Raw genomic sequence first — 11969 nt, 5'->3', positions numbered from 1 at the left:
GGGGTGTATCTCTATCAGGCCGCAGCATGTTATTATTTTAATGCTGATTATCCAAATGCCCTGGATACCTTTAACCGGCTGCTGAAAAACCATCCCGCCGACGTGACCCTTGAGAAAAAAGAGGTTCTGGTCAATATCCTGTTTGCCCTGAAAAAAAACCGCCAGGCCCTGCCGTATCTTAAGGAGCTGGCTGCCAAATCCAAGGGCGATAAGAAGCGGACCTGGCAGGAGGTATTGTTGTACCAGTACATGGAACTTGGCATGGATGAACTGGCTGTGTCCTATGCCCGCACACTGACCCGCCAGGAACCGGAAGCGCCCAAGTGGTGGCGGGCTTTGGCCAACATCCATTTGAATAAGAACTGCCTTGAAAAAGGGCTTGAAGCGTTCATGATCTACAGTTTCACAACCCCCTTGTCCGCATCCGAAACCAAGCTTTTGGCAGACCTGTACGCCGGGTGCAACATCCCGTTGGAAGCAGCCAGGGTGTATGAAGCGTGGCTGAAAAAAGTTCAAAAAGACCCGGAAGGCCTGTCCGGTGCCGGAAGGAAAAAGATGACAGACCATATCCTTGCCCTGGCCCGGGCCTACCAGCAGGGCCGGGATTGCCAGGCAGCCCTTAAATGGGCGGACAAGGGCCTTGCCCAGGGGGGTGATGCACGGCTTCTGGCCTTTAAGGCAGACCTGCTGTTCCGGGAAAAACAATACAAAGCCGCATATATCGCCTACAAGGAGCTGGCCGGTCTCGGGTCCTCGCCGGGACGGTCCTGGCTCATGGCCGGATATGCCGCCCTGAGCAGCGATGCCCCCCAAAAGGCAAAACAGGCCTTTTCCCTTGCCTGTAAAAGCCCCAGGGAAAAACCGGCGGCGTTGGCTGCCCTGGGGCAGATCCGGGCCATGCAGGCGGCAGGGGAACATTAAGACAGATACCCCGGTCCTTTGATTTTACCGATTCCCTCACTTCAAAGATTTCCTTTCTATCATGTCTTCAGCCGCTTGCCGATCTAACTTGAAATTCAAGAAAAGGCTATAAAATCTTCGGGTCTCATCTACAATATCCACATCATATTTTTCAGGATATAATTTATTGAGCAGCCATCTGGCCCCCAGAAATCGCATGAAGGAAGGAGGGCGGTCAAGCCAGTTCAGAGAAGAATTGGGGATCTGGTAAACCCGGTGGTTTTGGACCGCAGGAATATTCCGCCATCGCGGGTCCTGAAATATTGCGTCATAAAAACCGTATTCCTCTGAGACGATCACATCCGGCGCGTAACGCATTACCTGCTCTATGGAGACCTTTTCCTTGCCGTAAATGGTCCGGGAGGGACAGATGTGGACATTTTTTCCACCGCATAGCCCGAGAAGCTCGGCATGGACAGAGGTGTCACACTCCGTACTCAGACCATCCATGCCTTCGGCATAGTAAACAGATACCTGATCGGATTCAGGTATGGACTCCCGTACTGCCTTGATTTTATCCAGGGTTTGTTGTGCATAGTCTGCAAGTGCTGCTGCCCGTTTTTCGCGGTGGAGCAGGCGTCCCAGAAACCGGAAGGTTTCAGGATAGTTTTCCAGTTTGTCCAAAGAGATGTAAAGCAGCGAAAACCCCATGGGAATCAGCATCTCCTCTGTTTTTCGGCAGGCTGGAGAATCTTTTATATACCATGCCAGAACAACATCCGGATTTACCTGCATCAGCGTTTCCAGGCTGGGTGTCCGTCCCTGGCCAAACCATCCGCCGACCACCGGAAGCGTTTGCAACCGGGCCGGCAGATATTGTTTTTCCTTTTCCCTGCAGGGGATATTAAGGCCGGCAATCAGTTCCGGGGCAATGGCATAAAGCATATAGGTAACAGGGGGGCTGGTTCCATATACTGTATGGATCTCATCCGGTACCTCAACCTTTCGACCATGCATATCCGTAATCTGCCCGGCAGAGGAAAAACCGCACCACCAGATAAAAACAGCCGTTGCAATGAAAATAACGTTGGGTTTTGTATATACTTTCATATCATTCCCTGAAAAATGAACGGTTTAAATGACTTGCTTCAACGGGTTTGGGGTAAAATAATTGAAAGAATCAACCGGCTTTCTTTTTTTAAAGTGGCCCAGCATATTCCGGGGCACACAGACCCTTAGGCCTTCATCAAGATCCGCCATGCCAATATCCGTATTGTAAAGAAGATACAGATTCTCCTCATTGACGACCATCGGGGCATGGCCATTTGCCAGGACCTTGCCCCCTTTGAGCATTACGACCCGGTCTGATATCCAGACGGCGTGTTCCGGAAAATGGGTGGTTTTGATAAAGGTGTATCCATGGTCTGCCAAAGTGGCTATCTGCGCCAGCAGGCGGATCTGATTGCCGTAATCCAGTCCGCTTACAGGTTCATCCATCACAAGGATGTCAGCCCCTTGGGCAAGGGCCCGGGCGATCAGGGTCAACTGGCGCTCCCCGCCACTCACCTCGGTATAGGGACGGTTCCTGAGATGGGCAATGGAAAGCTGCTCCAGGGCCTTAAGGGCCTGGGCCTCATCCTGTGTTGAATACCGGAAAAAGAAGGGCTTATGGGGCATTCTGCCCATCAGCACCACATCGATTACCCGGTAAGCAAAGGAAATTTTATGGGTCTGGGGCACATAGGCCATCCGCCGGGCAAGGGCCTTGGCGTTGATTTGCCGGACAGGGCGTCCCTCAAGGCGCACCTCTCCATTTTGGGGACGGCAAAGTCCCAGCAGGACTTTCAAAAGCGTGGTCTTGCCGCTTCCGTTGGGTCCTAGGAGAGAGACGACTTCTCCTTTTCCCAAGCAGAGGTTGATGTCGTTTAAAACCGGCGTGTTGCCATATCCATAGGTGACATGATCCATGCAGATAAAACTCATTAATTCCAACCTTTCTTTGATTTTGCCAGAATAAGGGCGAAAAAAGGAATTCCCACCAGGGAGGTCAGGATACCAATGGGTATTTCCACGGTGAATGCAAGCCTTGAGATGTCATCCGCCACCAGCAGGTAAATGGCACCGATAACGGCCGATGCCGGCAATAATTTCCGGTTGTCCGGCCCCACAAGCATGCGGGCGATATGGGGGATGACCAGCCCTACCCAGCCAATCATCCCGCCCAGGGCCACGGTCAGAGCACTGATCAAGGTGGCCGGAAAAATCATCATCATGCGGATCAGGCGCACATTCACCCCCAGGCAACGGGCCTCTTCATCGCCCATGCTTAAAATGTTCAGGTAATTTGCAAGGGAAATTAAAACCACAATGCCAGATACCATGGGAATGCATACGGCCCACACGGTTTCTGCATCTATTGCTGAAAAACCGCCCATGAGCCAGTAAACAATTGCAGGAAGCTGGCTATAGGGATCTGCCAGATATTTCACCACGGACAGAAGTGATGTAAACAGCGCACTGCTGATAATGCCGCCCAAAATCAGCATTAACAGACGGTCCCCCCGGTAGATCGCTGCCATCCCGACAGCGGCGGCAACCGCCACAAGGCCGAAGGCAACAGAACTGATCTGGACAGCGAACCAGGTGCTGGTGGTGACCATGCCAAGCGCTGCCCCAAAAGAGGCGCCAGCCAGTACCCCCAAAAGGCCGGGTGATACCAGGGGATTAATAAACATGGATTGAAACGCCGCACCTGACACGGAAAGAGAGGCCCCCACCAGCATGGCAGCCACAATGCGCGGCAAACGGATATCGATAAAAAGATTTTTCAGAATCTGAAGCTTTCGACAACCTGCCAGGCTCTGGCCGGACAAAACAGCGGTAAAAAAATCATATATGTCACTCCATGTGACGGGATAGCGGCCCAGGGAAAGGGACACAACCGCTGCTGCAAAAAGCAGAAACAGGAGCAAAGGCATCAAAACAACTGTCTTTTCAGGTAAAATCATGGTTCCTTTTTTAATAGCTGAATCTAATTCCGCAATAAAAGAACTCCGGTTCCTCATAATTGTCTTTTCCGGAGTTAAACAGATTATCCACCCCGGCAAAGATTTGAAAGCGGTCTGTTACATCCTTGGACACATACGCATCGACCAGGGTCATCCTGTCCTGGTCTTCGTCGGCATAGTAACGCTCACCGATATGGGTCACACGGACATTCGCGCGAATCCCCAAGGGCAGGTATGCATAGGCAAGCTTTACAGAGCCTTTGTAATCCGGACGGCCTTCCAATTTTTCACCGGTGGTTTTATCCTCGGTATCCAGATAGGCCAGATTGCCCGATAACGTGAACCCCGCCGGCAGTTTAAGGCTGCATTCAAACTCAACGCCCCAGATGGCGGCTTCAGCGATATTCTGGTACTGGTAATAGTCTTTTTTATTTTTCCCGGAACCGGTTGACGTATAATAAACCGCTTCGATCAGGTCATCGATATCGGTTTTAAAACAGGTTAGGCCGGCTTGGAAATTTTTGTACTCACCCTGGATGCCGATTTCATAGCTCTGTGAGGATTCAGGTTCAAGACCGGCATTGGGCTCGTAGATCACCTTTCCCTGACTCATATAGGTGGGGATATACAGCTCAAGAAACCCCGGGGCCCTGAATCCCATGCCCCAGGCTCCTTTTAATCTCAGGTTGTCCAGAATGGCATAGGTCATGGAAAGTCTGGGGGTCCATTCCGATCCAAAATCAGAGTAATGGTCCCAGCGCGCACTCAATGCCATGTAAAGCGGATCAAAAATCCGGTACTCATCCTGGGCATAGATACTCAAGGTTTCCACACTATCGTCAAGATCTGTGTCATCTTCCCGGCTTTCCTTTAGGTATTCCGTGCCCATGGTCAGCAGATGCTTTTTCATAACCAGGGAGGTAAACCGGCCTTCCAGCTGATCCAGTGTCCGCTCTGCATTGGATTCATCTCCAATGCTCCCAATGATTTCAGAGGTCGGTGGATCAATCGTAATCTCATTGTCATGCCAGGAACGATTTGCCCGCAGCATCAGGGAGGATTCAGGGGCGATCTTCCCGTCATATTCCAGGAAATAGTTCAGCCTGCGGTCGTTGGTATCCCTTCCCCGGTCAAGATTCTGAAGATCTCTGAGCCCGTTGAAATTCCGGTCAACTGCCTCGAATCCCGCCAGAAGATCGTGGCCTTGGGTGAGTTGGTATGAAAACCGGCCACCCGCAGATTTCATCCCAATGGCATCACCGTCATCCGGGGTAACACCGTCCATATCATACCCGTCCTTATTGCGGTAGCCTCCGGCCACCAGGAACCCGAAGCGCCCCATTGAGTTCCCCACATATGCACTTGCTGCAGCTTCATCTCCATCGCCATATGTGCTTTGGCCATATTTGGCCGTTCCTCCCATGGTTAATGCTTTTGAGGGTTTCTTTGTGATGATGTTGACCACACCGCCAATGGCATCGCTGCCGTAAAGCGCCGATACCGGGCCGCGAACCACCTCTATATGGTCGATCATATCCACGGGAATCTGCTCAAGTCCCGTCAGATCCTTGAACCCGGAAGTGATCCGCCGTCCGTCCATCAACACCAGGGTGTGTTTGTTGCCCGTACCGCGAATACTGGGCCGCATCATCCGCCCGGTTTCCGTGGTCATCAAAAGTCCTGTTGCCTCTTCAAGGGCTTGGGCAACGGTATCCGCATTCATCTCAAGGATCTCCTGTTCCGTGATCACCTCCACCGAACCCGGCGCGTCCTTTATTCTTTTTTCCGTCATGGTTGCCGTTACAACCATGTCCTGGATTTTGGAACTATTCTCATTGGACTGGATTCCGCCTGATACGGCGCTTTCAGGTATGAACAGAGCAAAACAGATACAAGGAACAATCATTGTCTTCATTATCTTCATCATCATCTCTTCAAATCAAACCCCGCTATTTTCTCATCTCAATCCAGGTCTCATCTTCTCCCTCTATATCCGATATGGCCCGGCAACCATCCAATCCCGTTTTTTTCAACAACGCTTTGAGACCTTCACCATTCAGGAAATTACCCTTTCCCTCTTTTTCCATTTTCCTGCGTCCTTTTCCCTTCAGGCGCTTATGCATGGAAGGAGGGGAATACCGTCCCAAACCGCCTCCGGCAAAGGCTATACCACCGGGTTTTAATACCCGGTGAATCTGTTGCAGCCCTTTGACCTGATTATCCCAGAACCACAGGGAACCCCGGCTGACGATGAGATCGGCAAAGCCATCCCCAAAGGGCAGTTCGCAAACATCTGCCCTTGTAAAATGGACCAGATTGTCCAGACCGCATCCTGAAACATTTTTTTTCGCTTTGTCCAGGGCCTCTTGTTTGTCGTCTATAAAATACATTTCCAGTCTGGTGATTTTTGCAAGCTCAATGCCCACATAGCCGGGACCTGTACCAATATCCAGACATATGCCTTCCGTAATCCCATAGTCATCCACGATCTGCTGGGCGATCAGGGGATATACGGGAGCCAACTGCGAATATCCATGTGTTTGCATATCCATTTTCCTTTCATAAAAGTTAGGCTAAACCCCGAGTCAAACAGCTGACCGCCGCCCCTTTAATGCCTCCAGAAAAGAGTGCCATCCTTTCCAGCGCAGGTTGCATTGGTTGTCCGTTACAAGTTTGTGCATGGGGATGTCCGGTGCAACCGGCACAAAGCTTTGAAGGGAAAGGTATGTCTGAACCTCCCGGGACATGAGAAAATCGCCTATTTCAAACAGCGGGTCCGCTGCCTTACGGCTCCACACCATGACCTGGGGCATACAGAACAGGCCATCTGCCGGCCATATGATGCGGGTATTTTTCTGTTTGGAAATGCGTGCAAAGGCAATATTGGTGATACCGATGGGATAGCGGCCTTCATCCACGGCAGTGATCACTTCCATGGGGCTTCCCTGGTGAACGAAGTTTGTCTTCATTTTGTCAAAGTCTTCCGGGAAATCCGTTTTCATGAACGCCTTTACAACAAGGGAGACAATGCGGAACGCATCGGGCATAAGAATTTTGCCCGCCCATTGCTCATCCAGCAGATCCTCCCACAGCCGCGGGATATCATTTTTCCCAAGACTGTTTTGGTTGTAAAAGATGGCAAAGGGAATGACCACAAACGGATGAAAATATCCATTGTGATCTGTCCACCCCATATCCGCGAGTTCTTTTCTTATGGGGAACCGGCCGGGAATGGATTTGAAATGCCCGGCCAGGTAGCCCGGGGGAAGATCTGCAAAATCATCCACATGTCCCACTGTTAAATCGGGCATCTCATCTTTTTCCACACATGCCTCAAACAGACTTTTTTCCGAAGGGCGGTGGGGCTGGGTTTCGATGGTCACCTCAATGTTGTGCTTCTCATTGAATTCCCGGCAAAATTCTTCCATCATCTGAACTAAAGACCGGCTGATGTTAAGTGGGCAGTGGAGCAAAATTCTCGCCATAGGACCGCTTTCTCCTTATTGTTTTTTGATTTTTCAATGGAATCGCCGCGTCTGATCAAATTACGCAAGCGGGAAATATCAGCTTCAATGGCTGCCAGCTCGGCTGCAATCCTCTTCTCTTCCCGGGTTAGCCGGTGAAGTTTGCACATCCCTCCGTTTTTCATGACGATTCTGCGATCAGCCATCAAGGTGAGGGTCAGGTCATGGGTCACAACCAGTACAATCTTGCCCTGGCCTTTCAGAATGTTAAGGGCCTTGAGCCTGTCGATACCGGCATTCTCGATTTCATCGATGAGCACTACGGGCGCATTGCTGATAAGCGCCACATCCGCCACCATAAGTGCTCTGGCCTGCCCGCCGCTCAACAGGGTCAGATTGTCCGCCATGGAGATCGGCTCGCCCGCCAGTTCATTGGTCAGCCCAAGCACATCTGCAACACGCTTTTCAATGTCCTCAATGCCGCGTACCCTGGCGTGCTTGCGTAAAAACGCGGCCACAGAGGAATCCATTACAAAGTTCATTTTCTGGGAAACCTCTGCCATCAGGTGCCTGAATGCTTTATTTGGCCCGTTGCTGTCCGGCCCAAGGTCGTTTATCAGGATGGTGCGTCTTGTGGGGGATGCGCCGTCTGCATATTGTTCAATATCGGATATCAGCTGGGTCTTTCCTGATCCGGTGGGGCCGACAACGGCAACGACCTCTCCTGTCTGAATATCTATACGCCGGATGTTTTCGGGATTTGCATCCTTATCCTGTCCTCCCAGGATACTTATTTTTCGCAGTTTCATCTGTTCTTACCTAAAATCAATTTTTTTGACATTGCCCATCTGGTAAGCGCTTCCGACAATCGTCTCTCCGGCGCAATAGGAACATATGGCCGCCGGCATGGGGTATCTCAACTGTCCGCCGGTAATGCCCTGGAGCGGGCTCATTTTCAAGATGTCCCTCTTTAAACCCAGGGAACCCTGGCCATTCAGACCGTTGATATGGATGACGCGGGCTTTATCGTTCACACATTCCACCTGATGGCTGAAGACCTCCCTTTCCGCCTGTGAAACAACGTCGCCTTTGGTGATGACGATGATATCCGCCGTACTCAGCATCGGGCCAATTTTTTTAGGCGTATCAAGCCCCACCAGATTATCGACTACGCATACGGTTAAACACCCTTGAACCGCAGGGGCGCATCTGTGGCACAACCCTGCGGTTTCAAGAATCAGCACATCGGTTTTTTGATTTTCTGCCCAGTCCCACACCTCTTCCAGGTTGGCCACATAAAAATGATCCGGACAAAGATAGTCGCTGAGCCCAACGCAGACCGGAATGCCAAGACTGCGGTAACGCGCATCATCTGAGGTTTCAAGACAATCAATCTTGCATGCTGAAACCTGAAGGCTGTCCTGCTGCAGATGGCGGATAACCTGCATCATCACGGATGTTTTCCCGGAGGATGGCGGGCCGGCTACAATAACAAATACTAGGGACAAGGAATTCTTCTCCTCATGGCTTTTCATATAAAAAAATACAGACGACCGGCTTGAGATATTATGCCATGATGTCGTCAATAAAATTTAAATATAATTTAAAAACTACAATTTTGGATATCGGTATCATACATTTTTGGGGAGTGTCAACACTAAAGCCTAAGCTTTTGTTCGATATGGACGATTACCAAGGATAGAGATATGGTTGATGCGTCTTGAAAAGAGGGTGCAAACCGATAATTTAGATTTGACCCTTTTGGGCAAGATAGCAGGCAAATCATAAAATTCAGGTCCTATAAAATCAAGTGGTTATGAATTCCACATTTTGACTTTTTATGCAAAATACCCGTGATCAGGCCAAAACCTAAATTATTGAATTGCACCCTGAAAAGATAGAGTGTAACCATTGGTTGGTCTGCCCGTTATAACAACAGTAAAGGTCAAATGAATTGAAATCAAAAAGGGGTGGCATGAAATACATTATAATCATTTTAGTTTTATTATCCGGCCTGACAACCATCGCAGGTGCGGCAGATTCCGGAATACTTTCCACTGAAGAAGCTCGACAAATCCGGACACAGGCTCGACAGTTGGCAAAAGCAGGAATTTCTGAGTCTGCTGCCGCTGAAATGCTCACAGCGATGGTGCAAAATAAATTTTCCAATGAGATGCAAAACCAGGCCAGAGAGCTGCTGACAACGAGTGTCAACCAAGGCCTTCCCCATGAGCCCCTGATGGAAAAAGCCATGGAGGGAATGGCCAAGGGGGTTGGAGACGAAAAGGTGGTCAGGGCTATGCGGGCTGTGGCAGGCAGGTATGCATACGGCAATCAGATTTCCCAGGAATTAAAGCAGGCCAGGCAAAACACAGACGGGCTAACCGATGTGATTGCCGGATGCCTTGCCTCCGGCATGAAACCCGATGATATAACAAACCTTTCCAATAAAATTTCTGAACAGGCAAAAAAAAGCCATGTCGCTCCGGAAACAGCGATTCGGACCATGCAGGTTGCCCGGACCATGGCGAGACGAGGTGTAAGATCCGGCACCATTGAAAATGTATTGACCACGGCTGTGAAAAACGGACTGTCAGAGAAAGAAATGACCCGGTTACAGAACCAGGAAAGGCATCAACTTGAAGGAAATCAAAAGTCAAACGCAGGCGGTAGCCAGGGACGTCGTTCAGGCGGCCGGGGCGGATCAGGAAAAGGCGGTGGCGGTGGAAAAGGCGGTGGCGGCTCAGGCGGACATGGCCGATAGGAATGAACCGCACAGCTTATCCTTTGACCGGTTCTACCAGAAGTACAAAGACCGGATCACGGCCTATGTATTTCAGCTGACAGGCGATTATCAGAACGCACTGGATGTTATGCAGGAAAGTTTTACCCGGTATTTTTCCAGTTACCGTGATCGAAAAAAAAGCCGCGCGTTGCTTTATACCATAGCCAGAAATACGGCTTTTGATTCAGCCAGGAGAAATAAAAGGCAGACCGTTGCAGATGACATCGAACAGGTCTCGGACCAAACACCGGAAAAACAACTGATCGAAAAACAAAAGGCAGAAGGCATAACGCGGGCCTTTGTGCAACTTAATCCCCAGGACCAGGAACTGCTTTTTATGGTTTCTTCGCAAAACCGGACCTATCGGCAGATTGGAAAGCGTTTAGGCTTAAGTGAAGGCAATGTCAAAGTCAAGGTTCATCGGGCCAGGCTCCGGCTCATGGATCTGCTTAAAGAGGAAGAATAATGGAACATCTTTCCAGTATGTATATCGACGATGAAATGAACCTGCAGGATAAACAGGTGTTTATAACAACCATCCGAGAGGATGAACAGTTTTATAGGATTACCCGCGATCTGATTAAACAGGAGCAGGCCCTGCGTTCCCATTTGTCAACATTGGGGCCCAAACCCTTCAGGAGTTTAATATCAAAAGCCATCAGACCTATGGGATATGTTCTGGCATGTTCTTTTCTGGCCGTATTGGTCTACTTTTTCAGCGGTTATTCCCCACACATTGAAAAACCGCCGCTTGTTGCCAGCCGATTTGTTCTTTACCAGCCCGGGGCAAGGCAGGTAGAACTGGCAGGGTCGTTCAACGGATGGAAAAAAATCGCGTTAGATCCCATCGGAAACAGCGGCTACTGGGAAATTCGCATTCCGCTTCCCTCCGGTGAATACCGGTTTGCCTATATTTTAAACGGAGATACGCAGATTGCTGATCCAACCATCCCGGGAAAAGAACTGGATGATTTTGGCGGCGTGAATTCCATATTAAATGTCGGGATGTCCATATGATGAAGTGCCTGCTCACCCTTTGTTTAACGGTCTTAATCCTGGCGGGATGCAGTCGTACACACTATTACAGGCTGGGGAAGAGTGAACTGGTACTGTATCTGAAGAAGCCTGCCGCTCAAAAGGTCTTTTTTGTATCAAGCCTGAATAATTTTAAAGCGGTCCCGGCCCGGAACGTATCCGGTGCCTGGGAGGTTCGCCTGCCTGCCGGTGGTTCTTTTTCTTATTTTTATATTGTTGACGGTCAGCCAGTGACGCCTGCATGCCATCTGCAGGAAAGTGATGATTTCGGTTCCAGGAATTGTATTTTTGATCCAGCGGTTGAAACAGTGTCCGGCACGACAGAATAATATCTCTTCTGTTGTGCCGGAAATGATTAAATGATTAGAGCAATTATCAGCTCCCCGATCCGTTCCCCGTGCAGTCCTTCGGTCCGTTACCGCCGTTACCGGTGCCGTCGCCAGGTCCATTACCGCCCTTACCACCACCCTTACCACCACCCTTACCACCACCATTACCACCTTTACCACCGCCCTTACCACCACCATTTTTAGCAAAAAGTTGCATGGTATCGGCTGAACCGGCAGCGCCGCAGTCGCCTGGTCCGTAACCACCCCCATCGCCAGGTCCATCCCCACCATTTCCTGTACCGTCTCCGGGACCATGGCCTCCTGCTTTGGCCAGAACGTACGGATTGCTGCCCCCTGCCTGTGTTTCCATAGGTGCACTCCATGCAGTGCCGGTAAACACAACAATCATCGTTGCAAGAAAACCTAATTTGATCATGTTTTTAACCAT

General features: G+C 50.2%; 14 protein-coding genes. 5 read left to right on the top strand and 9 right to left on the bottom strand.

The features are described from left to right. Window positions 1-921, top strand: a 921-nt coding sequence (locus Q366_RS21635; protein WP_084691879.1) for a tetratricopeptide repeat protein, incomplete at its 5' end; no start/stop codon positions are given. A 36-nt stretch (window positions 922-957) separates the two neighbouring features. On the opposite strand, the gene Q366_RS16795 is transcribed toward Q366_RS21635, so the two are convergent. The 8 genes from Q366_RS16795 to Q366_RS16760 are packed head-to-tail and all read right to left on the bottom strand — an operon-like array spanning window position 958 to window position 8880. After that, window positions 958-2010, bottom strand: coding sequence for an ABC transporter substrate-binding protein (locus tag Q366_RS16795; protein ID WP_035241105.1), 1053 nt, complete (start codon window positions 2008-2010; stop codon window positions 958-960). A gap of 24 nt (window positions 2011-2034) precedes the next feature. Then, complete coding sequence (locus Q366_RS16790) at window positions 2035-2883, bottom strand: ABC transporter ATP-binding protein (protein WP_035241102.1); 849 nt, start codon at window positions 2881-2883, stop codon at window positions 2035-2037. Continuing rightward, complete coding sequence (locus tag Q366_RS16785) at window positions 2883-3908, bottom strand: FecCD family ABC transporter permease (RefSeq protein WP_035241118.1); 1026 nt, start codon at window positions 3906-3908, stop codon at window positions 2883-2885. The genes Q366_RS16790 and Q366_RS16785 overlap by 1 nt, the downstream gene beginning before the upstream one ends. Before the next feature lie 10 nt (window positions 3909-3918). Continuing rightward, window positions 3919-5823: a TonB-dependent receptor plug domain-containing protein gene (locus tag Q366_RS16780; RefSeq protein WP_245619993.1), complete on the bottom strand. Its 1905-nt coding sequence runs from the start codon at window positions 5821-5823 to the stop codon at window positions 3919-3921. A gap of 34 nt (window positions 5824-5857) precedes the next feature. Next, window positions 5858-6454, bottom strand: a complete 597-nt coding sequence (locus tag Q366_RS16775) for a class I SAM-dependent methyltransferase (RefSeq protein ID WP_035241100.1) — start codon at window positions 6452-6454, stop codon at window positions 5858-5860. Window positions 6455-6493: 39 nt separating this feature from the next. Further along, on the bottom strand, window positions 6494-7393 hold the full coding sequence (locus Q366_RS16770) for an ABC transporter substrate-binding protein (protein WP_084691877.1): 900 nt from the start codon (window positions 7391-7393) through the stop codon (window positions 6494-6496). After that, window positions 7345-8181: an ATP-binding cassette domain-containing protein gene (locus Q366_RS16765; protein WP_035241095.1), complete on the bottom strand. Its 837-nt coding sequence runs from the start codon at window positions 8179-8181 to the stop codon at window positions 7345-7347. Before Q366_RS16765 ends, Q366_RS16770 begins: the two co-directional genes overlap by 49 nt. Before the next feature lie 6 nt (window positions 8182-8187). Continuing rightward, entirely contained in the window at window positions 8188-8880 is a 693-nt protein-coding gene (locus Q366_RS16760) for a GTP-binding protein (protein WP_245619992.1), read from the bottom strand. Between the two features lie 467 nt (window positions 8881-9347). Here Q366_RS16760 and Q366_RS21630 point away from each other — a divergent pair, with 467 nt between their 5' ends. Genes Q366_RS21630 through Q366_RS16740 form a run of 4 tightly spaced genes read left to right on the top strand, consistent with a single transcriptional unit; the run spans window position 9348 to window position 11521 of the window. Next, a complete protein-coding gene (locus Q366_RS21630; RefSeq protein ID WP_035241090.1) occupies window positions 9348-10136 on the top strand; it encodes a hypothetical protein in 789 nt (262 codons plus the stop codon). Then, the gene (locus Q366_RS16750) at window positions 10126-10623 is read left to right on the top strand and encodes an RNA polymerase sigma factor (RefSeq protein ID WP_169742985.1); all 498 of its coding nucleotides are present in this window, start codon (window positions 10126-10128) and stop codon (window positions 10621-10623) included. Before Q366_RS21630 ends, Q366_RS16750 begins: the two co-directional genes overlap by 11 nt. Further along, window positions 10623-11174, top strand: coding sequence for a glycogen-binding domain-containing protein (locus tag Q366_RS16745; protein ID WP_035241084.1), 552 nt, complete (start codon window positions 10623-10625; stop codon window positions 11172-11174). The genes Q366_RS16750 and Q366_RS16745 overlap by 1 nt, the downstream gene beginning before the upstream one ends. Then, window positions 11171-11521: an early set domain-containing protein gene (locus Q366_RS16740; RefSeq protein WP_035241083.1), complete on the top strand. Its 351-nt coding sequence runs from the start codon at window positions 11171-11173 to the stop codon at window positions 11519-11521. Before Q366_RS16745 ends, Q366_RS16740 begins: the two co-directional genes overlap by 4 nt. A gap of 46 nt (window positions 11522-11567) precedes the next feature. Here Q366_RS16740 and Q366_RS16735 read toward each other — a convergent pair whose 3' ends face one another. Continuing rightward, on the bottom strand, window positions 11568-11969 hold the full coding sequence (locus Q366_RS16735; RefSeq protein WP_051958116.1) for a hypothetical protein: 402 nt from the start codon (window positions 11967-11969) through the stop codon (window positions 11568-11570).

The organism is Desulfobacter vibrioformis DSM 8776, from assembly GCF_000745975.1.
GTDB classification, from domain to species: Bacteria; Desulfobacterota; Desulfobacteria; order Desulfobacterales; family Desulfobacteraceae; genus Desulfobacter; species Desulfobacter vibrioformis.
The sequence above is the reverse complement of the archived record's forward strand: the minus strand, read 5'-3'. Positions and strand labels throughout refer to the sequence as shown.

Bases quoted from the DNA above. Each gene is read 5' to 3' on its own strand.
- Q366_RS16795 (WP_035241105.1), bottom strand. From the start codon at position 2,010: ATGAAAGTATATACAAAACCCAACGTTATTTTCATTGCAACGGCTGTT.
- Q366_RS16790 (WP_035241102.1), bottom strand. From the start codon at position 2,883: ATGAGTTTTATCTGCATGGATCATGTCACCTATGGATATGGCAACACG.
- Q366_RS16785 (WP_035241118.1), bottom strand. From the start codon at position 3,908: ATGATTTTACCTGAAAAGACAGTTGTTTTGATGCCTTTGCTCCTGTTT.
- Q366_RS16780 (WP_245619993.1), bottom strand. From the start codon at position 5,823: ATGAAGACAATGATTGTTCCTTGTATCTGTTTTGCTCTGTTCATACCT.
- Q366_RS16775 (WP_035241100.1), bottom strand. From the start codon at position 6,454: ATGCAAACACATGGATATTCGCAGTTGGCTCCCGTATATCCCCTGATC.
- Q366_RS16770 (WP_084691877.1), bottom strand. From the start codon at position 7,393: ATGGCGAGAATTTTGCTCCACTGCCCACTTAACATCAGCCGGTCTTTA.
- Q366_RS16765 (WP_035241095.1), bottom strand. From the start codon at position 8,181: ATGAAACTGCGAAAAATAAGTATCCTGGGAGGACAGGATAAGGATGCA.
- Q366_RS21630 (WP_035241090.1), top strand. From the start codon at position 9,348: ATGAAATACATTATAATCATTTTAGTTTTATTATCCGGCCTGACAACC.
- Q366_RS16750 (WP_169742985.1), top strand. From the start codon at position 10,126: ATGGCCGATAGGAATGAACCGCACAGCTTATCCTTTGACCGGTTCTAC.
- Q366_RS16745 (WP_035241084.1), top strand. From the start codon at position 10,623: ATGGAACATCTTTCCAGTATGTATATCGACGATGAAATGAACCTGCAG.
- Q366_RS16740 (WP_035241083.1), top strand. From the start codon at position 11,171: ATGATGAAGTGCCTGCTCACCCTTTGTTTAACGGTCTTAATCCTGGCG.
- Q366_RS16735 (WP_051958116.1), bottom strand. From the start codon at position 11,969: ATGGTTAAAAACATGATCAAATTAGGTTTTCTTGCAACGATGATTGTT.